Source organism: Paenibacillus sp. CMM36, assembly GCF_053570945.1.
On the sequence record NZ_JBSEDY010000003.1, the window covers coordinates 174,779 to 195,967 of the forward strand.

The 21,189-nt window shown below is 46.0% G+C and carries 17 protein-coding genes and 1 pseudogene; 12 read left to right on the forward strand and 6 right to left on the reverse strand.

Features of this window, described 5'->3' with window-relative positions:
- The first annotated feature begins 1 nt into the window (after position 1).
- From ACWA2B_RS08130 to ACWA2B_RS08140, 3 genes are all read left to right on the forward strand, one after another.
- On the forward strand, positions 2–1,435 hold the full coding sequence (locus ACWA2B_RS08130) for a glutathionylspermidine synthase family protein (protein ID WP_449291891.1): 1,434 nt from the start codon (positions 2–4) through the stop codon (positions 1,433–1,435).
- Between the two features lie 96 nt (positions 1,436–1,531).
- Positions 1,532–1,945 (forward strand): DUF350 domain-containing protein, encoded by a 414-nt coding sequence (locus ACWA2B_RS08135; protein WP_029515979.1) that lies wholly within the window; start codon positions 1,532–1,534, stop codon positions 1,943–1,945.
- A gap of 226 nt (positions 1,946–2,171) precedes the next feature.
- Positions 2,172–3,248 (forward strand): Gfo/Idh/MocA family protein, encoded by a 1,077-nt coding sequence (locus ACWA2B_RS08140; RefSeq protein ID WP_340954026.1) that lies wholly within the window; start codon positions 2,172–2,174, stop codon positions 3,246–3,248.
- A gap of 215 nt (positions 3,249–3,463) precedes the next feature.
- Here ACWA2B_RS08140 and ACWA2B_RS08145 read toward each other — a convergent pair whose 3' ends face one another.
- Complete coding sequence (locus ACWA2B_RS08145; protein WP_449291892.1) at positions 3,464–4,933, reverse strand: MFS transporter; 1,470 nt, start codon at positions 4,931–4,933, stop codon at positions 3,464–3,466.
- A 164-nt stretch (positions 4,934–5,097) separates the two neighbouring features.
- Between ACWA2B_RS08145 and ACWA2B_RS08150 the strand changes: the two genes are divergently transcribed.
- Positions 5,098–5,523, forward strand: a complete 426-nt coding sequence (locus tag ACWA2B_RS08150; protein ID WP_449291893.1) for a MarR family winged helix-turn-helix transcriptional regulator — start codon at positions 5,098–5,100, stop codon at positions 5,521–5,523.
- Positions 5,524–5,617: 94 nt separating this feature from the next.
- Here ACWA2B_RS08150 and ACWA2B_RS08155 read toward each other — a convergent pair whose 3' ends face one another.
- Positions 5,618–6,196: a TetR/AcrR family transcriptional regulator gene (locus ACWA2B_RS08155; RefSeq protein ID WP_029515974.1), complete on the reverse strand. Its 579-nt coding sequence runs from the start codon at positions 6,194–6,196 to the stop codon at positions 5,618–5,620.
- Between the two features lie 188 nt (positions 6,197–6,384).
- On the opposite strand from ACWA2B_RS08155, the gene ACWA2B_RS08160 reads away from it, so the two are divergent.
- Positions 6,385–7,608, forward strand: coding sequence for an MFS transporter (locus ACWA2B_RS08160; protein WP_029515973.1), 1,224 nt, complete (start codon positions 6,385–6,387; stop codon positions 7,606–7,608).
- A gap of 17 nt (positions 7,609–7,625) precedes the next feature.
- Here ACWA2B_RS08160 and ACWA2B_RS08165 read toward each other — a convergent pair whose 3' ends face one another.
- On the reverse strand, positions 7,626–8,054 hold the full coding sequence (locus tag ACWA2B_RS08165; RefSeq protein WP_029515972.1) for a DUF3995 domain-containing protein: 429 nt from the start codon (positions 8,052–8,054) through the stop codon (positions 7,626–7,628).
- Between the two features lie 12 nt (positions 8,055–8,066).
- On the reverse strand, positions 8,067–8,630 hold the full coding sequence (locus tag ACWA2B_RS08170; RefSeq protein WP_165148092.1) for a TetR/AcrR family transcriptional regulator: 564 nt from the start codon (positions 8,628–8,630) through the stop codon (positions 8,067–8,069).
- Between the two features lie 503 nt (positions 8,631–9,133).
- Between ACWA2B_RS08170 and thrS the strand changes: the two genes are divergently transcribed.
- On the forward strand, positions 9,134–11,047 hold the full coding sequence (gene thrS / locus ACWA2B_RS08175) for a threonine--tRNA ligase (RefSeq protein WP_029515969.1): 1,914 nt from the start codon (positions 9,134–9,136) through the stop codon (positions 11,045–11,047).
- Positions 11,048–11,201: 154 nt separating this feature from the next.
- Here the strand turns inward: thrS and ACWA2B_RS08180 are convergent, their stop codons facing one another.
- Complete coding sequence (locus ACWA2B_RS08180; RefSeq protein WP_029515968.1) at positions 11,202–12,002, reverse strand: GTP pyrophosphokinase; 801 nt, start codon at positions 12,000–12,002, stop codon at positions 11,202–11,204.
- 277 nt (positions 12,003–12,279) lie between these two features.
- On the opposite strand from ACWA2B_RS08180, the gene ACWA2B_RS08185 reads away from it, so the two are divergent.
- The 3 genes from ACWA2B_RS08185 to ACWA2B_RS08195 are packed head-to-tail and all read left to right on the forward strand — an operon-like array spanning position 12,280 to position 14,431.
- On the forward strand, positions 12,280–12,741 hold the full coding sequence (locus ACWA2B_RS08185; RefSeq protein WP_007428584.1) for an S-ribosylhomocysteine lyase: 462 nt from the start codon (positions 12,280–12,282) through the stop codon (positions 12,739–12,741).
- A 5-nt stretch (positions 12,742–12,746) separates the two neighbouring features.
- Positions 12,747–13,517, forward strand: a complete 771-nt coding sequence (locus ACWA2B_RS08190) for an SDR family NAD(P)-dependent oxidoreductase (protein ID WP_029515966.1) — start codon at positions 12,747–12,749, stop codon at positions 13,515–13,517.
- A 29-nt stretch (positions 13,518–13,546) separates the two neighbouring features.
- Positions 13,547–14,431: a MetQ/NlpA family ABC transporter substrate-binding protein gene (locus ACWA2B_RS08195; protein ID WP_029515965.1), complete on the forward strand. Its 885-nt coding sequence runs from the start codon at positions 13,547–13,549 to the stop codon at positions 14,429–14,431.
- 40 nt (positions 14,432–14,471) lie between these two features.
- Here the strand turns inward: ACWA2B_RS08195 and ACWA2B_RS08200 are convergent, their stop codons facing one another.
- Entirely contained in the window at positions 14,472–15,311 is an 840-nt protein-coding gene (locus tag ACWA2B_RS08200; protein WP_165148101.1) for an AraC family transcriptional regulator, read from the reverse strand.
- A 239-nt stretch (positions 15,312–15,550) separates the two neighbouring features.
- On the opposite strand from ACWA2B_RS08200, the pseudogene ACWA2B_RS08205 reads away from it, so the two are divergent.
- The 3 genes and pseudogenes from ACWA2B_RS08205 to ACWA2B_RS08215 all read left to right on the forward strand — a co-directional run bounded on the left by ACWA2B_RS08205 (position 15,551) and on the right by ACWA2B_RS08215 (position 21,184).
- Positions 15,551–17,735, forward strand: a pseudogene (locus tag ACWA2B_RS08205) (alpha-galactosidase).
- A gap of 121 nt (positions 17,736–17,856) precedes the next feature.
- The gene (locus ACWA2B_RS08210) at positions 17,857–19,641 is read left to right on the forward strand and encodes a sensor histidine kinase (RefSeq protein WP_341038627.1); all 1,785 of its coding nucleotides are present in this window, start codon (positions 17,857–17,859) and stop codon (positions 19,639–19,641) included.
- Positions 19,634–21,184, forward strand: coding sequence for a response regulator transcription factor (locus tag ACWA2B_RS08215; RefSeq protein ID WP_449291894.1), 1,551 nt, complete (start codon positions 19,634–19,636; stop codon positions 21,182–21,184). The genes ACWA2B_RS08210 and ACWA2B_RS08215 overlap by 8 nt, the downstream gene beginning before the upstream one ends.
- The last annotated feature ends 5 nt before the right edge of the window (positions 21,185–21,189 follow it).

Sequence of the window (21,189 nt, forward strand, 5' to 3'; positions counted from 1 at the left end):
GATGAGCATGCGCACGATTCGGCAATTGCCTTATGAACATGATGAGCTTTTTAAGGGTGAAATCAGCCGTATCATCCCGTATCACCGCATGTATGGCAAGCCCTATTGCGTGCCGGCCTTAACGGTATATCGGGAAAGCGAGCTGGCAGAGCTTCAGGTTGCTTCTGAGGCGGTACATCGTATTTATCGCAAGGTTCAGCAATTCGTTCAGCGCTATATGCCGGATGAATACCTGGTGGAACGGTTGGGGATTCATCCGGGCTTGCTGCGTGCTGCACGTATGGAGGCCGAGCCGGATGGGATAACCCGCCAGGACTGGATTGTGGGGGAAGCGGGTATCAAGTGCATTGAGAATAACACCGATACCCCAACAGGAATTCCCGAGGTGGCTTATCTCGAAGGAAAGCTGCTAGAGGTGCTGAGTAAGGGAGGAATGTCGGAGGATGACAATGCACTACATGGACCCTCAACTGGAATGGACGAGGCGATTCAGTCTGCCTTGACGGAGCTCATTCATTTTTATAGCCGCAAGGGATTAGGGACAAAGGTGTATTTCACTTGCTATGACTGGCACATCGAGGATCAGACGAACACCAAATATATTATGCGTTTATGTGAACAAGCCGGATTCGAAGTCGTTTATGCTCCTTTGGAAGAACTGGAGATTATCCCGAATGAAGGATTGTATCACCGGGGAGAGCAAATCCGCATTCTCTATCGCCTGTATCCGCTGGAGTATCTAATTGATGACCGGGAGGAGAATACGGGGCTTGAGGTGGGGCAGGCGCTAATGGATATGGTGGCAGACGGGAAAATAGGATTAATCAACCCACCGCAGCATATCATTACCCAGAGCAAAGGGTTCACCGCAACCGTTTGGTCACTGTATGAGCGCAATGAGCAGACACCAGAGTTCTGTGGTTTTCGTTTGTTTGACGATCGCGAGCTGGAGGTGATACGAACCTACCTGCTGCCTACGTATTTTGAACCCTCGGTGTTTATGCAAAATAAAGAGCCCTATGTGGCCAAAGGTATATGGGGTCGGGAGGGTAAAGGGACGCACTTGATTGAACATACCGAAGACGAGGAGAGACTAGAAGGTGTCTTGGGAAAGGTTCAAAATGCGAAGACCGACCATCCTGATCTGCTTCACCAAGCTGATGCCCCACGAACGCCTGAGCAGGAGGAAGCCGCACATGTTGCCGCTTATTATGAAGGACAGCCTAAGATTTATCAGCGGCTGTGGCCGATGCAGACCGCAGAGGTACAGACCGAGGAAGGGCTATTTCACGGCTATGTGTTAACAGGCATATTTGTAATTGGGGGGCGTTTTGCGGGTGTCCTGCCGCGAATCGGTGAAAAGGTAACAGGTGATATGGCCTACTATTGCGCCGCCGCCGTTGCCACCGTACATCCTAATCCGCCGGTTGTATAAGCTAAATTGAAAAATATACAATATTCGAACATATCTGTTTCATTTTCACAAGTGAGGATTTTGCAAAATCCTGAAGTATCATAAGGAGGAAAAAAATTGGACTCTCATATCAGTTTGGGCAACGCACTGGGCAATGTAGGTATCGGCCTGCTTATCCTGTTTGCCATCTTAATCGTAGGTTATTTTGTGTTCAGCTTACTGACACGTTATAACGATAATCAAGAAATCGCACACGGCAATGAGGCGGCAGGCATCTATATGGGGGCAAAGCTGCTAGGTCTGTGTATCATCGTGGGGATGGTGTCGTACAGCAGTCATTCATGGCTCGATATGCTGGCCTGGTCGGCTGTGGGCATTGTAGTGCTGTGTCTCGTCTATGTGATTTTTGATCTGGTGACGCCGCGTACCAAGGTGTGCGAGGAAATTGCCAAGGGCAATGTGGCTCTGGCACAGCTGCTGCGTTCAATCATCGTCGGGGTTTCTTTTGTGGTAGGTACATTTTTGATGTAGTCGATATAGAGAAGGAATACCAAGGATCTGCAACACCGGACAACGGAGCTGCAGATCCTTTTTTTATGAGACATTGTATTCACTACCGGCATCGGACTGTTGAATTAAGGGTTGCAACGATCACTTCCTGTGGGGACTATTCTACAAAGCAACGGGTGATACTGCATAGCAAAAGGAATTTGCTACAGAGTTCAAACCAAATTGAAGAGAAGGGAGTTCTGAACATATGAGTACCACCACCTTCCCAACCAAACAAATTCGGATGGGTATCATTGGCCTGGGTCTTATCGCTGAATATCACATGAGATCACTCCACACCATCTCGGGGGTATCTATTGTGGCCGTTAGTGATGTGAATCCCCATCGCCTTCAAGCCATCGGAGAACAATTGCAACTGCCTGCTTCCAAGCGGTACGCCCATTATGAAGCATTAATCCGTGACCCAGAAGTAGATGCGATTCTGTCGCTGACACCCAATGATGTGCATTTTGACATTATTCGTATTGCGCTGGAAAAACACAAAGCTGTACTGGCAGAAAAACCATTGACTCTCACATGGGAGGAAGCGGATCGGTTGAAAAAGCTATATACAGCGAATCCGGTGCCTTTGCTGGTTCACTATAAGCATCGCTACGGCGCGGCCTTCCAATATACCAAGCAACTGCTGGATGAGCAAAAGCTGGGTAAAATCTATAACATTCAATTTCGTTATCTAATGGATGCATTTGCGCCGTATCGTCAGCATCCGTATACTTGGCGTCACAATTTAGCCAAGGCTGGTTCTGGAGTAGTGGGGGATACAGCCTCACATATCATTGATCTGGCCCGTTTTTTGGTGGGTGAATTTAAAAGTGTCGCAGCGCTGCTACATACCATTACACCCGAGCGGCTCGATCCGATCACGGGCCTGCCTGTAAAAGTGGATGTGGAAGATCTCGCTGCCTTTCATGGCATCGTAGGCGACAATACCGTGGGAACCTTTATCACACATAAAAATGCCATCGGCATACGGCACGATATCGAAGTCGATATCTATGGAGAACTGGGTACGCTGCACGCCAGCCTCAGTAATCCGGAAAGTATCCGCATTGTGCTGCGTGACCTAGAACACCCGGATGCCGAATACGAGACTTGGACTGTCCCTGCAATCTATAATCATACGGCCTATGAAGATTTTGTTGAGCTGGCAAGGGGAGAGTCTGTGGATCGTGCCCCCTTATTCGAGGACGGCTACAAAAACCAGTGGGTACTTGAGAAAATACTGCAATCATGGAAAGAGAATGGACGTTTAGTAGAAGTGTAGGGACCCGCAAGAGGGTTCCTTGGAAAGAGCAGCCATCTTGCGGTTTAGCAATTCAATTACCTGTAAAGACATCTTTTTCATCATTTTCGCATCGCAACGCTTATAGGGCCTTCGCCTTCACACTCCTTTACCATCAATTTTGTTCCGCATGCATAGTAATGTTTCATGTGAGCTCCACCCTTGTATCCCATTTTTAAAATTGTAAATGTTACTCTTTATCCCTTTTCTTGCTGCGTTCTTACCCGTCTAGCCCCGATCAGCCGCCAGCCTGTTAACAATGCCGCCACAAGACAGATGGACGCAGACGTCATAAAGACTACATGCATGCCTGCCAGAAAAATTTCTGGATGACCCGGGACCAAGCCGGTGACCCGATAACCAGCCTCTTTACTCATAATATAAAAGAGGATTGATGTGGCCAAGGTGATCCCCACAACCATACCGACGTTGCGAACCAGCGAATTGACGCTACCGGCTGAGCCGAGCTGTGTGCGGGGTACCGTGGACATAATCAGCGAGTTGTTCGGCGATTGGAATAAACCACTGCCAATGCCCAGCATGGCAATCCACAGACCCACGAGCGGGATGGAGCTGCCTGCATGCAGTTGGGCCAATCCAATCTGGGCAATGACCATAACGACCAGCCCGGCGAATGTGAGCAGTTCAGACCCGATTTTATCGGAAAGCGCACCGCTGAGTGGGGCCACAATAACCATAGAGATGGGGAACAACATCAGCAGGAACCCGGCATGAAAAGGCGACAAGTTCAGCATATTCTGCGCATAAAAAGGTGAAATGATGTTAAAGCAAAAGTTAGCGACGAACACCAGAAAAGCACACAAAATACTGAGCGAAAATAACGGATTTTTGAATAGCGCGAGCTGTAGCAGTGGCTGTGGACGACGAAGTTCCAATCGAATAAACATGGCAAAAGCAACTACAGCCATCACCAGCGAAGCAACGATACGTTTGTCGCCATACCCGACCTGTTGTCCCAGCAACAATCCGACGAACAAAGTGAGAATAAAAATAGCAAATACCAAGCTACCGGGAACGTCAATTTTATCGTTCACCTTGATCAAATCCTTCGGCAGAAGCTTCCAGCCAAGAAAGACAGCGACCAATCCTATCGGTACATTGACCCAGAAAATGTACTGCCAGCCGAGCGAGGAGACAATAATACCGCCCAAGCTTGGCCCGGCGATACTACCTAGAGAAACGAAGGTTCCAATGAGGCCAAGTGCTTTGCCCCGTTCATTGGAGGGGAAGACATCTGTCACAATCCCCTGGCTGTTTGCCATGGTCATGGACGCCCCAATCGCCTGAATAATGCGGGAAATCAGCAGCATAGAGAGTGAAGAGCTAAGACCACACAATAGGGAGCCAAGAATGAATACGACTGTGCCGATTTTAAATATTTTGATTTTACCGACGATATCTCCAAGCTTGCCAAAAAATAAAATAGCGGTACATATCGCCATTAAATAGGCGGTTGTCACCCATTCAATCTGTGCTACGGGTAAATGTAATGTGCGAGACAACACAGGAAGAGCGATATTGACGATGCTTCCATCCAATGTGGACATAAATGTAAACAGATTCAAAACAATTAAAATCAGCCAACGTTTCTTCTGGACTTCGATATTCTCTTGATAGGTTGTAGCCGTTGTAGCAGTTGAACTCATCATTACACCTCGTTATCGTTGACAATTTTCATTTAGTTGCACGCGCAACTAAATGAACGGTTCTAGTGTACAGCAAATTAGTTGCGTGTGCAACAATATTATTGTAAACTTTGCTTTGGTCCCAACTGGGGATGTGTCATTTTTAAGCCAATGAGGTGTATTTGATGAGAAGAAAACAACCGATTGGAAAGCTAATTTCCCACCTGTACCGTCGTAATCAAAAAATATTGTCCAAAAAACTGACTCCTTACGGAATCGGCAGTGGAGGACAACACAGCTTTTTAAAGCTCATTTTGCAGCGGCCGGGCATTACACAAGAGCAGTTGACGAATGAACTTAAATTTGACAAGGCAACCACGGCGCGCTCTGTGAAACAATTGGAGGAATCAGGCTATATTGAACGGAAAACAGACCCAAATGACCGCCGTTCCCATCTTTTGTCTCCTACAGCCAAGGCGCTAGAATTTTCCCCTGTCCTACAAGGAATATTGGACGAGTCCAATGTCAGCCTTGTCCACAATCTATCCGAAGAGGAAGAGGACCTTCTGATCGACCTGCTGCAAAAAATTAGTATAGACCCTGACGAATAAACAAATCAGGAACTAGCCAGAGGATCGTGGCAGGTAAAAGAAAAAGCAGCCCTCACAGAGGATACTCTGTGAGGGCTGCTTGATGCCACGTCATTCAGTCCAAACCAATTCCTTTGAACGCATTCATGACTAATTGTCGTACATAGGAGTCGTCTAATGGATAACCGGTTACCAACAATCGATAAAAAACGGGCCCATAAATGAGATCGATACATAATTCAATATCGAGATCCTCCTTCAATTCTCCGCGCTCCATTCCGCGCTCAATAAGAAGCCTGGCCTCAAGTCGCCGAGGGTGGAAATATCGGGTCCGGTATGCCTCTGACAATCCTGAATCAAGTTGCCCTTCGCCTATTAACTCCGTAATGATTTTACCCTCTCGACTTATTAAGAACCGCACTAAATTTGTGGCATGAATGAGAATATCATCTAATACAGAGCCCGTGTCGGGCACGGGCAATCTTGCTATGGTGGCTGACAGGAAACCATCCATCACTACGGCAGCTTTGTTAGGCCACCATTTATAAATGGTGGCTTTGCTAACTTTCGCTCGTTCAGCAATTTTTTCTACCGTAACCGCCCCAAAGCCTTGCTCCAACAGTAAATCATAGGAAGCGTTAAGGATAGATTTATGCGTCTCGACATTACGTGGACGTCCTCTTTTGCTCTGCACTGGAATGCTCACCTTCTTAATAGATATAAGTAACCACAAAAAATAAACTATACGTTCAGTATATCAAATACCATATAAAAATAAAAAGTTGATTTTGCCTATTTACAAAACGAAACGTTCAGTATATTATTTAACTATCGAATTAATGAACTATACGTTTAGTATTTAAATTAATGAGGAGGATTATCATGCAAAGAGAACAACAAGCCTTAGAAAGTAACCGTATCTCAAATTGGATGATGTTTTTGTTAGCAGCCGCATGCGGCCTTATTGTTGCCAACCTGTACTATGCTCAAACCCTTGTAGGACCTATTCATATTGCTATGGGTCTTTCTTCTACAGCCGCGGGCTTCATTGTCACCTTGACTCAAATCGGCTATGTGGTGGGATTGCTATTTATCGTACCGCTCAGCGACATTATCGAAAATCGACGGCTCATGGTCGTATCGCTAATCATTACAGTCTGTGCATTGGTTGTTGCCGCTTTTGCTACCAATGCCCCGTTGTTCCTGACCGCATCCTTGTTCATTGGAATTGGATCTGTGGTAGCCCAAATACTGGTGCCGTACGCCACCTATTTAGCATCCGAAGAGCAACGCGGCCGCGTTGTTGGGAATGTCATGAGCGGACTCTTGCTAGGCATTATGTTCGCACGGCCAGTAGCAAGCTTTATCACCAGCATCTGGGGGTGGCAAGCCGTATTTATTTTGTCAGCCATTGTCTTGACGCTGTTGACGATTCTGCTCTCGCGAGCTCTTCCAGAACGCAAGCCTGTGCCTACGGTATCTTACAGTAAATTGATTTTCTCGTTAGGTACTCTTCTAAAACAAACGCCTGCATTGCGTCGCCGTGCCCTCTATCAAGCCTGCCTATTTGGTGCATTCAGCCTATTTTGGACTGTTGTTCCTCTACGTTTGGCGGATGATTTCGGAATGTCCCAACAAGGGATTGCATTGTTTGCTTTAGTAGGCGTAGGTGGTGCGGTAGCTGCTCCGATTGCCGGGAGATTGGCGGATAAAGGCTGGAGTAAAGTATTAACCGGGTTAGCTATGATCATTGCAGCCTTGTCTTTTTTACTCATCTATCTTTTTCAAAGTCATTCGACGGTTGCACTCGTACTTCTCTTTATTTCAGCGATTACACTGGATATGGCTGTATCGGGAAATCTTGTACTTGGACAGCGTGTGATTTACTCCTTGGGAAGTGAAGCGAGAGGGCGTTTGAATGGATTATTCATGTCTATTTTTTTCATAGGCGGAGCGATTGGATCATCATTAGGTGGTTGGTCGTATGCGTTAGGAGGTTGGAATTTCAGTGCTCTGATTGGAGTCGTCCTGCCTGTGCTGGCTTTGCTGTACTTTTTCACTGAGAAAGAAACGAGTGGAGATGTGCGAAAGAAACAAACCACCTGATAGAGGTCAGCTTTAAGTTATGCCGTACGCAAAAACATAATGATTAAAATGGCTGTTCCCAAGAGAAAGCAAAGGGGCGAATAGAGCACACTGTCCCATTTTGCAAAAACGGTTCCTTTCTTTCTCTTGCAGAACCCTACCCATTTGAAATCTCCTATAGAACGTAAAATAAATACGCACGACAACAAGCCTGCACCGTAGGAATGAAAGGACCTGAAAAACAGGAATTGTGTAACTCCACCTAGTTCTAGGACGAACCAAGCGGCTAAAGCTAGTAAAATGGCAACGGTCGATGTCCCTATTTTGGAGGGTTTAAAGAGTAAATCCGTTCCCGTGCTTGGGATCGCTGCCTTAGCGCCTTTTTGTCCGCCGAATACCCAATATAAATGCATGCCGCTCAGTACCCATAGAATTCCGCCAACTGCCCATGTAAGTAATTCCAACATCCCACATCCTCCTTAATTGGGTTCATTCGAAATCCACTCTGTCCAAATCATGTGAATATGCTGTTGAATGGCTTCGTCACTTAATGTCTCTTGCTTGTGACGCTCATACCAGCCTAAGTAGTAATGGTACAACATCCATGATCTCTGAAAGGCTTTCTCTGCCTGCATTCCCTTCTGTATTAAAAGCTCTTTCATAAATTCCATTCTCATCTGTTCAACTTCATCGAGCAAGGAACGGTAACTATCATCCTTCAATGACAGTTTTCGCAGATAAAACAGAAAATCTCCTCGTTTCGTCTTCCCGAACATCTGGGTTAACAACTCTTTGATCCGCTCATCTGCAGCAGCATGGATGATGGACGCTGCAATCACCTGTTGTGTCGTCTGTTCCTTCCATGTCTCCACAATCTGTCTAATGTAGCTGCTGCGATTGTTAAAATACCAATAAAAACTGCTCTTACTGCACCCCAAAGAAACGGCCATTTTTTCAACTACGAGTTGATCAATTCCACCCTGTTCAAAACGTTCGATTCCTTTCCGAATCCATTGTTCTTCTGTGACAATAATTCTAGGCATCTCTCCTTCTCCCTTTCTGTACGGTGTCGTCTAGATAAGTGTATATTATAGTGTTTTCAGAGCTGTGTAAATATGGATACATAAACGCCCACTTGAAATACCTGCGAATTTGATCTATAATGCTGTAGCATATAGTGATATTCAAGGCATTGACCAAAGACATGATTTCCTTGAAGGGCCGTTCAGAGAGAAAAGACGAGGCTGAGAGCTTTTCCGGCAACCGCATGTGAAGTTACCCCTTTGTAGCCGTGACGTTGAACATGTAGCTGTGCAATCTGGCAGTGACATCAGTAAGCGCCTACCGCTTTATCCCCGTTAACGGATACCAATGGAGGGTCACGCATGTGTGCATGAGCATGTTCCGATGAACATGAATGTACGCACAGGAGCGGGCCGAACTAGGGTGGAACCACGAGCTGAACGCACTCGTCCCTTGAGGGAGAGAGGCGTTTTTTTGCGTTCAATTTTTGATATAGCACACAATTTGAATGGAGGCTTTAATCGTGAGTATTCAAGTGAAATTGCCGGATGGAGCCGTACGCGAGTACGAGCAGGGCGTAACGATCGCCGATGTGGCGGGTTCGATCAGCTCCGGGCTGAAAAAGAACGCCGTAGCAGGTAAAGTGAATGGGAAGGCTGTAGACCTGAACACCGTTTTGGACCAGAACGTTGACCTTGAAATCATTACGCTGGACGGTGCAGACGGTCTGGAAATTTATCGCCACAGTACAGCGCATTTGCTCGCTCAAGCGCTCAAACGCATTTACGGTGAGAAAAACGTGAAACTGGGTATCGGTCCGGTCATCGACAGCGGCTTCTACTATGACATTGATATTGAAAACCCATTGTCCGTTGACGACTTGGCCAAGATTGAGAAGGAAATGACGAAGATCGCACAGGAAAATCTGCCGATTACACGTCGTGTGGTCAGCCGTGAGGAAGCCACTCGTATTTTTGGAGAGTTGGAAGACCCACTGAAGCTGGAACTGATTCGTGATTTGCCGGAAGAAGCGGAAATTACAATTTATGACCAAGGCGAATTTTTTGACCTGTGTCGTGGCCCACATTTGCCATCTACTGGCCGCATCAAAGCTTTTAAACTGTTGAGTGTAGCGGGTGCATACTGGAGAGGCGATTCCAACAACAAGATGCTGCAACGTATCTACGGAACAGCATTCCCGAAAAAAGCACAACTGGATGAGCACCTGCATTTGCTGGAGGAAGCAAAAAAACGTGACCATCGCAAGTTGGGTAAAGAGTTGGAACTGTTCATGTTCTCCGAAGAAGCACCGGGTATGCCGTTCTACCTGCCTAAAGGTATGGTTGTCCGCACTGCATTGGAAGATTACTCCCGTGACATTCAACGTCTGCATGGCTATGAGGAAGTACGTACACCGCTGATGATGAACAACCGGCTGTGGGAACAATCGGGACACTATGAGCATTACAAGGAAAACATGTACTTCTCCGAAGTGGATGAAACTACATTTGCTCTGAAACCGATGAACTGCCCAGGGCATATGCTTGTGTTTAAAAATGAGCTTCATTCTTATCGCGATCTGCCAATTCGTATAGCCGAATTTGGACAAGTGCATCGCCATGAGCTGTCCGGTGCGTTGAACGGTATGATGCGTGTTCGTACATTCTGTCAGGATGATGCGCATATTTTTGTCACACCAGGTCAGATTGAACAAGAGATTTCAGACGTAATTAAGCTGATTAACGAAATGTATAGTGTGTTTGGCTTTGACTTCACAGTGGAATTGTCCACACGTCCAGATGACTTTATGGGCGAGCCAGCACTGTGGGATCAAGCGGAACAAGCTCTGCAAAACGTGCTGGATCACCTGGGCATCAACTACCGTATTAATGCGGGAGATGGAGCATTTTACGGTCCAAAAATTGACTTCCACATTCTCGATGCGCTCAAACGCAGCTGGCAGTGCGGAACGATCCAATTGGACTTCCAAATGCCTGAAAAATTCGACCTCACTTATGTGGGCGAGGACAACCAAAAGCACCGCCCAGTCGTTATTCACCGTGCCATCTACGGTTCAATTGACCGCTTCATGGGCATCCTGACTGAGCATTTTACAGGTGCATTCCCATTATGGTTGGCTCCTGTTCATGCGAAGCTGTTGCCAGTATCCGAGAACTATATCGAGACTGCTAATGAGATACAGGATGCGTTGCTGAAAGCGGGTCTGCGCGTCGAAGTGGATACTCGCAATGAGAAGCTTGGTTATAAAATCCGCGAGGCGCAACTAGAGAAGGTTCCATATATGTTCGTTATCGGGGAAAATGAAAAAACAACCGGTACTGTAGCGGTTCGTAAACGCGGCGAAGGCGATCTGGGATCACTCAGCATTGCGGACATCGTTGAGAAAATCAGCACAGAAATCCGTGAGAAACAGTAATATTTGATCGAAAAAATGTGTAAAAGAGCCATCAAAACCATGATGAACGTGGTTTTGATGGCTCTTTTTTTGTACATTACAGAATTCAGCGTAAGACTGAACCAACGTTTTTGCAGCCTCGACGGAATTCTTAAGTTATCTTACACACAAAAACTTAGCAGGTTTGTGGCCGTGAAGTGGCGTGATCTGCGGGGAGGGAGAGTGTCTTCATGGACGACTCTTCGGATGGTTTCTCCGGGGTTTCTTCCGCATCCTGTTCCTCGCTAAGCGATAAAATTTCGCCGCGCAACTTCAGCATTTTCTGATCCAGCTCGTAGGTTGCACGTGCGGCTTCGGTCAATCCATTAACGACATGTTCAGGCACTTTCTTATCGAACTTATAATACAAAATATGCTCCATACTGGCCCAGAAATCCATAGCCAATGTACGCAATTGAATTTCAACCTTGATCCAACGTGTGCCCTCAAACAGGATCAGTGGAATTTCCACAATGACATGCAGGCTCTGATAGCCGTTGGGCTTAGGATGGGCTATATAGTCCTTGACCTCCAGAATACGAATGTCTTCCCGAGTGTGTAGATGATCCATCAGACGATAAATATCTTTCACAAAGGCGCATACCACACGCATCCCCGCGATATCATGAATTTCACGCAATATATTGTCCAAGGTCACTTCATGCCCTTTGCGCCGAACCTTTTCCACGATGCTGTGGGGCTCTTTGATTCGGGTTTTAATATGTTCAATCGGGCTAAAACCGTCTAACAGCTTCCATTCCGTCTGGATCAGCTTAATTTTATTCTTTAATTCTTCCAGAGCCAGCTGATAAAGGACGGGAATCTTTCTCCACTCCTCTAGTTGCTTGGCGTCAACACTGTTTTGATCCAGCTGTAGCTGAAATTCCTGCAAGGGTAATGGGACAGCATTCAGGTGCTTCCAATCCGGTTCATTCACAGAGCATTCTCCTAAATGAGGCTTATGATGTCCTCGATCTTTTTCGTAAAAATGCATTATCGTATACATTGTACACTATGTCAAAACCTACAGGCAAAGGAGAGACGGACAAAGAAAAAAAGAAATACGACAAGAATTATAGTGGTAAAACCGAGTAATCCGATGTATAATTACAAAAATGCTGATTTGGAGCATTTAATTCTTTGAAAAAAATCACAAATGTAGAGTATCCATCATTAGATTAAAAATATAAATTACAGAAAAGAGGAAAAGAAAAATGGCAAAAGTAGAAAGTTTTCAATTAGATCACACGATTGTAAAGGCTCCTTATGTAAGAGCAGCGGGAGTAGAGCATGACGAAAAAGGAAGCACAGTACAAAAGTATGACTTGAGATTTTTGCAACCCAATGAAGATGCACTTCCGACAGCAGCTGTACATACGCTGGAGCACTTATTAGCCACGTATCTGAGAGATGAAATCAAAGGAATTATTGATATCTCTCCTATGGGATGCAGAACGGGGTTCTACTTGATTTTATGGAATGAACATGAGCCTGAGGAAATTGCACTCGCTTTGGAAAAAACCTTGAAAAGAATTCTGGAAACGACAGAGGTCCCGGCTGTTACTGCTTTGGAATGTGGGAACTACAAGGACCACTCCCTTTTCTCTGCGCAGGAATATGTGAAAATTGTATTGGAAGCAGGCATTAGCCGCGATCCTTTCGAAAGAGTATTTTAAAATCTATGATTTCGATTGACCTATCTCATCAGACAGCGGTAGTGACAGGCGGTAAGTCAGGCATAGGCAAGGGAATTGTAGAGCTTTTCATTCAAAGCGGAGCTAAAGTGATTTCTGCTGATATCTCTTATGAAGAGCCGTATAGAGTGGTCAATCCACAGTTGGTTGAAACTCAATTGGACATATCCAAACCGGATGATATCGAAAGATGGTGCGATTTACTAATCAGCGAAGCGGGAGTTCCTGATATATTGGTGAACTGCGCGGGTACTTCTACGATGGATTATGTCATTGATAGTGAGTTGGCTGATTGGGAGAAAGTATTTTCGATCAATTCAACCGGATTATATGTAACGTCCAAACGTTTTGCCAAAGAAATGGTGGCTGCTCGTAAAGCAGGACGAATTATTCAAATGGCTTCGCAGGCTGGAAAAAATGGATATCGGGCGATGGGCGGATATTGTGCTTCCAAACATGCGGTTCTCGGCTTGACCAAGGTGATGGCCATTGAGCTTGCCCGGCAAAATATTTTGGTAAATGCGGTCTGCCCTGGCATTGTAGAAACGCCGATGAAGCATCGTGAACGGATTGAAGGAGGCGTCATTCGCGGAATGACCGCTCAAGAAATATACGAAGAAGATTGTTCACAGGTCCCTTTGGGGAGAACGGCCGAGGTGGAGGATGTTGCCAATGTAGTGCTGTTTCTGGCAAGTCCGCTCTCTGCATACATGACAGGACAAGCGATTAATGTTACAGGTGGAATGACGATGCACTAGCATACTAGCATGATCTGGGGGAAAACAACATGAGAAAATCGTTCGTTTTACTATTAGGGATTAGTTTATTATTAATTGCCGCAGGATGTGGTACTAAAAGTTCGGACAGCAATGGCTCCGGCGCCGCTTCCGGTTCGGAAACGCAAAAAGTAGTCATCGGATCCATGGGCTCTGACGCCCAGATATGGAAGCATATTGCCCAGTCCCAGGCCGCCAAGGATGCCAAGCTGGACATTGAAGTGAAAGAAATTAACGGTGGAATCGAAACGAACAATGCAACCAAAGAAGGCGAAGTAGACGTGAATGCATTCCAATCATGGGCGTACCTGGTTAGCTATAACAAAGAGAGCAAAGCCGATTTGAAGGCGATAGCCACAACCTATCTGGAGCCGATGGGGATTTATTCGCAAAAATTCAAAAGCATCGATGAAGTGACTGACGGGGCTCTGGTAGCTTTGGCAGATAACCCGGCCAATACGGCAAGAGGTTTGAAGTTATTGGAAGCCTCCGGTTTGATCAAGCTTAAGGCTGACTTTAATGATGCCTTGGGTACAGTCAATGATATTACTAGCAATCCTAAAAACCTGAAATTTGAACTCATTGATGACAAAACAGGCCCACGAGTGATTCAAGATGTAGGCTTGGTGCTGATTGGGAATACGATTGCTTTAGAAGGGGGCCTGAATGTACTGAAAGATTCCTTGTTCCATGAGGAAATCAGTCAGGCAACCAAAAATAATATTAACGTTCTGGTGACTTCATCTGATAAGGCAAATAACAAAGGGCTGCAAAAGTTAGCGGATCTCTATCATAACGAGGATACTCAAAAATTCATTAAAGATGAATTTGGCGGTACCAAAGTAGAAGTTAAAGAGCCGGTTTCTTATTTGGAAGGACAAACTACAACAAAATAAACTTATGAGGTCAGCCAGTTTTTCGGGTTGACCTCTTTTGTTAGTAGTCGGCTTGAGTTTGAGCATGGGTTTCGATTCGATAGTGTTTGGGGGAGAATCCCTTTATCTTTTTAAAAATTTTCGAGAAGAGTAAAGGATCGTTATAGCCGACTGAACGGGAAATATCACCGATCGAAAGTTCAGCGTTTCCCATCATTTCACATGCTTTGTTGATCCTATAGCGAACCAAATAATCCTGAATGCTTGTGTTCACTTGTTGTTTGAATAACGAACATAAATAGCTCCGATTGAGTCCGATAAAATTTGCAATGTGCTCAATGGTAATCTTCTGAGCATAATTCATTTCGATAAAATCCTTCACTTTTTCCACGTAAATTTCCGCCCGGCTTTCCTTTTGTTCAGGAGGTGTTACCGGGCCGAACTCTATAAGCTCCGATAACATTAGGCATAGCAGACCGGTCAGTCTGGTTTCCCGAGCTTTATGGCATCCACTTGATTCGTTCATGAGCTGCAAATACTGATAAATCAAATGGTCTCCTTCAAAGTTGAGGATTGGACGCGTCATCGTTAGGCCTGCTTGCTTGAGGAGTGTTTCTGCCAGTACCCCGTTAAAACCAAACCAGCAATAAGACCAAGGATTCACCACATCGGCTTGATAATAAGTGATGACTTGGGGGCAGATTAGAAACCACTGTCCTTTCCGCAAGCGATAACTGAACCCGCCAACCTCGAAGGTACCCTCTCCGTCCAAAACATAATGGAGCAAATAGTGATCTCTTATCGCAGGTCCAAAAAAGTGACTGGGTATGCATTTCTCTATACCAAACTGAGTTAGATACAATTCAGAGTGCTGTTTACTACGTGGCAAATACTCTATCACGGTAAAATCTCCTTATGTAAATTATCAAGCATTATAACATAAATAGTGAGCACCATGCCATGTACTTCATATCTAAAATTAATATATGATTTCTGTAGAACCTGCTGCTATATTGTTGGATCTTATCAAGCTTTACACCATATGAGCTTAGTTGATGCCTGCTACATAAAGATTCTTCTAAGTGCCTTTTTGGTGTGGATCTCCGATGATTATTATCTAAGAGAGGGGTTATTTTCCCAATGGGTATCATTGTTCAAGAGCAAACGGGGCTGTTTCATCTACAGTCGTCGGGCATGAGTTATATTATTCAGGTTGTGGATGGATTTCCTGTGCATGTATACTGGGGAGATAGGCTGAAGCATCGCGAATCAACGGCCGATCTATTGCCTCACACTTCTGCGACGGCTGGATTGGATCGGCTTCCGCAAGAGTATCCGCAGTATGGGAGTGGAGACTTCCGTACCCCGGCGTATCAGGTAGAACTTGAGGATGGAACTCGTATTACGGAGTTGAAGTACGATGGTTACCGTATCATGAAGGGAAAGCCATCATTAAGCGGACTTCCGGCCGTATATACCGAGAATGAAGACGAAGCGGATACGCTGGAACTGGAATTAAAAGATGCCTTTTCAGGTCTTAAAGTGGTTCTTCTTTACACCGTTTTCGCGGATCGAAACGTAATCGCTCGTTCGGCTCGTTTGAGTAATGCGGGGGAAAAGAATCTTAGGCTCCTTCGTGCACTAAGTGCCAGTGTCGATTTTTCGGGTAAAAGCGATTTGGAATTCATGTATCTTTCGGGAGCATGGGCTCGGGAAGGGAATATTACCCGCAAACCAATTCTTCAAGGTGAAACCCGAATTGATAGTAAAAGGGGCATGAGCAGCCATCAACTCAACCCTTTTACTGCATTGGTCACTCGGGAGACAACGGAAAGCTATGGCGAGGCATTCGGCTTTAGCCTTGTGTATAGCGGGGGCTTTGAGGCGGGAGCAGAAATGGATTCATTTGGCTCCACACGGTTTAACATCGGCGTGAACTCCTTTGACTTTTCGTGGTTACTGAGCCCAGGGGGGAGTTTCCAAACGCCAGAAGCCGTTATGGTTTACTCCGGTCAAGGCCTGGGAGATATGTCGCGGACGTATCATCGCTTGTATCGGACTCGACTTTGCCGAGGGAAATATCGGGACGAAGAAAGACCTATTCTGGTCAACAACTGGGAAGCTACCTATTTTGACTTCAATGCAGATAAGTTGGTATCGATCGCGAAAGAGGGGGCTGAGCTAGGCATCGAACTATTTGTCTTAGATGACGGTTGGTTCGGAAAACGAGATTCCGACAATTCGTCTCTTGGCGATTGGTACGAGGATCGTCGGAAGCTGCCAGACGGACTTGCGGATGTCGCGAAACGTATCAATCAGCTGGGTCTTGAGTTCGGGCTCTGGTTTGAGCCAGAGATGATCTCTCCAGACAGTGAGTTGTACCGGGAGCATCCGGACTGGTGCCTTCACGTTCCGGGACGGAGGCGCAGCGAAGCCAGATGGCAACTAGTGCTGGACTATACCCGCAAGGAAGTGCGCGATTTCATCTACGATTCGCTGGCTGCCATTTTCTCCAGCGTGCCGGTTTCTTACGTGAAATGGGATATGAACCGCTGCCTGACGGAAATCGGTTCCGCTGCTCTGCCGCCGGAACGCCAATCCGAGACTGCCCATCGCTATGTTCTTGGATTGTATGAGTTATTGGAGCGCGTCACCACTGAATTTCCGCATATTCTTTTCGAGAGCTGTTCAAGTGGCGGAGGACGCTTTGATCCAGGCATGCTTTACTACATGCCTCAAGTCTGGACTAGTGATAATACCGATGCGGCGGAACGCCTGAAGATTCAATATGGAACTAGCCTTGTCTATCCTGTAAGCGCAACCGGGGCGCATGTCTCGGCAGTTCCGAACCATCAAGTTGGACGCATAACGCCCCTTGATTTTCGAGGTGATGTAGCCATGTCCGGGAATTTTGGATATGAGCTTGATCTCACGAAATTCACCGATGAGGAAAAAGAGACGGTCAAACGCCAAATCGCAGTCTACAAGCAGATTCGTGGTTTAGTACAGAAGGGTGACTTGTATCGCCTAAAGAGTCCGTTTGAAAATAACGAGTCGGCTTGGATGTTTGTTTCTGAAGACCAAGAGGATGCCATCGTCTACTATTTCCAAGTGATGGCTGTCCCGAACGCGCCTTGGCGAGCCCTCCGCCTTGACGGACTTAATCCAGAACTCGAATATGAAGTTCAGTCAGGAAATAGCGGGCAAAAGTCTATCCATGGGGGGGGATAGGCTTATGAAGTTGGGGCTTCCTCTTGTCTACAGACAGAAAGACTATGAAAGTGGATGGTTCAGGCTCCGGGCAATAAGGTCCGGCAAGGTCTAAAGGATCAGTACAACAGTAAACTGCCAAAAGAGAAAAAACAATCGATTAGGTTATGCCCCTTTTTATATGAAAAGGGGCATTTTGCGCGTAGCAGCCGCACTGATCTGAGAGGGGGGAAGCCTTGTTTTTTATACGAATGATGAATGACATGAAACTGAGGAAGAAGATGACACTTACATTCATTTCGGTAGCCGTTCTTCCCTTGCTGTTATGCGGCCTGTTTTTGACTGGGAAGCTTCGAGATATTGTCATTAAGGACGCCTTTATGCAAGTATCCAACAATGTTGAAAGGGTGCAAAATCGTACAGAAGAACTGATTAATGTGCCACTGGACATCTCGTACCGGCTAACCAATGACAATCGGATGAAGAGGGTGGCCAGTCAAAAGTACGAAAGCGATATCGAAGTCATCCATGCATACCGGGAGTATACGGATATTCGTGATTACCTCCAGTTGTACAAAGAGATATCCGGCATCCGTGTCTATGTCTCTAATCCAAGAGCACTTAACAACTGGGAATTTATCCAGCCGGACGATAGCATCACAACCGCAGATTGGTACAAGGAGGCCATAGAGCAGAAAGGCTTGGCCGGATGGAATTTAATCGAGGATGAGAGGGACGGTTCCAATTATCTCAGTCTAATTCGTTCATTTTCAGTGGATTCACTAGGGCGGAAAGGGGTTCTGGTCATGAATGTAAACAAGCGCCAATTAAATTCAATCCTAGAGCAGGAATCGTTCCCTACCTTGATCGTGGATAACCGAAATCAGATCGTTGCGTCCAATGAAGCAGAGTTGTTCGGGAAGAATCTTTCTGAAATTCATGCCGACGAAAATATACTTTTCAATCAGGAAGGAAGTTACAACACGTTTATCAACGGAAAAGCATCAAAAGTGGTTATCGCAAATTTAATTCCACAGAACAGCTGGAATGGGCTTCGGGTCATTTCTATCTTTTCCGTTTCAGAGATCACCCGCGATGCCAATCAAGTGATATGGCTTGGCGGAATCGTGATCACGGCCAGCCTGATGTTTGCAGTCTTACTTATCTATGCTTCTGCTTCGCTATTATCCAGAAGGCTTCTCCGCTTGAGCAAACATATGACCAAAGTTGGCGCGGGCTCATGGGAAACATTTCTCCATATCGACGGAAAAGATGAAGTCGGTATACTATCAAGGCAATTTAACGCGCTCGTCAGCAGCGTGAACAATTTGGTGCAGGAGGTCCAAGAAACGAATCGTCAGAAAAATCTCGTAGAGCAAAGACAAAACGAGATCAAATTTAAAATGCTGGCCAGCCAGATTAACCCGCACTTTCTCTTCAATTCGTTGGAGTCCATCAGAATGGAGGCCCACATTCGCAAACAGGACGATATTGCTGAGGCAGTATGGCAGCTGAGCACGTTGCTTCGCAGCAGTCTGGAGGCTGGTAATGATAAGATTCCGCTACGCAAAGAACTTGAGCGGGTTAGCTGTTATCTTGATCTTCAAAAGTTTCGATATGAAGACCGTTTGAATTATCGTTTAACGGTTGATCCGAATTTGGAGGAGATGTTGGTCCCGCCGTTGATTATTCAACCTTTGGTGGAGAATTCTATTGTGCATGGCCTGGATAACCGAGCAGAAGGAGCTGTCATTGAAGTGAAAGTAAAGGAAATCCTGGAGGGGGTCCGAGTTATGGTACGTGATAACGGGGCCGGTTTCACGGCCGATCGTCTCGCTCTTGTACGGGAAGAGCTTGCTGCATCCCTACATGAACAGGAGGTCCAGCGGATTGGATTGCGAAACGTAAACGATCGTCTCGTCTTACTGTATGGGGCTTCTAGTGCCTTAAAAATCGAGAGCGAGCCTGGGAAAGGCACTTGTATTCAGTTTTTCATTCCTGGAGGGAATCCAAATGATTAAGGTAGTGATCGTTGATGATGAACCGAAGCTTCGTCAAGGCCTTCAAACGCTGATTCCATGGGAAAGTCTCGGATTTACCGTTATTGCTGCGGCAGCTAATGGAAAAGAAGCATTGAAAGTCATTGAGGAAAAGACTCCCGATGTCGTAATTGTCGATATCCGCATGCCGGTTATGGATGGTTTACAGTTGATTGAGCACTTGACATCTGACGGTCATCATTTGCATTTTATGATTCTCAGTGGATATGCCGACTTCGAGTATGCCAAACAAGCGATCAAATACGGGGTTGTCGGCTATCTCCTTAAACCGGTGGACGTCGCTGAAATGTCGGCCAACTTAAAGCGGATACGCGAGCGGATTGAAGAGGAGCGACTTCAAGGAGAGTGGCGTGAGAGGGAGATTATGAGTCGTGATTTTTGCCTGCATAGCCTGCTCATCCCGCAAGAGAAAACTGAGGATCCTGCCAAATTGAGAAGTAAGGCAAAAGAAGCGGATTTGTTGTGGACCAGCTATGAAGTCGTAGTCGTCTACCCGCGTGTTTCTGAAGTGGATCGTGCCGATGTGGTAAATCGGCTTTCGATTGAGTTAAAACCAAAGATAGAAGGGCAGATGATGGGGCTTGTAACTGTGATTCCCCCGTATACGGTTCTTCTGCTCAACGAGCTGCTGCGCGGGAGAAAACGACGTGAAAGTCTGTATAACGAGATTCGTAACGCCGTGGGTAATGTACGGTTCGTTGCTGCAACCGGAGGGGGAGTGTCTGTTCCCCAAGATATTTGCAAATCTTTTTTTAAGGCCCAGAAAGCAGTAAAACAAGCTTTTTTCAGCGAGAAGAACCGACTGATAGATCCGTATCCTCTCTTTTCGTCCTCGCTGGATTCTCCCCGATTGTCCGTCAATAAAGCCGAAGAAATGATGGAGGATTTCATCTTCCGCCTGTATTACAGTCTGGAGGTAGGAAACCAGGCTATAGTACTATCGTTGTTGAAAGAGGCGGCAGCATTTTTTCTCAAACAGGGGCAAGATGAGAAATCTGTTAAAGAATCCTTCTTCTTTCTGTCCAATGCAGTCATTCACAAGCTGACCGCGGGTTTCTGCATTGAGTTGAAAGAGACGGAAGCAGTTTCCCGCTTTTTGAATGGGATATACCAGCATGATAACCTAGATGATCTTTTGGAAGAGACCCACCGTTTCCTACTAGCATTGGGAAAAGACTCCGAACACCGTGGAAAGGAGCAGGAATTCAAGAAAATGATCGACTTCATTCATAGGCATTATGCGGACAATCTGAGGCTGGAAACGCTAGCCGGACTACTAAACTACAGTACCGCCTATTTAGGCCAGCTTTTCAAGAACAAGACTGGGGAGTACTTCAACACCTATCTGGACCGAGTCCGCATCCAAAAGGCCAAGGAGCTGCTGGATCAGGGAATGAAAGTATACGAAGTCGCTGAAAGCGTGGGCTATACAAGCGTCAACTACTTTTACAGCAAATTCAAAAGGTACGAAGGCCGTTCACCGTCGGAATATAGAAATCCATAATTTGT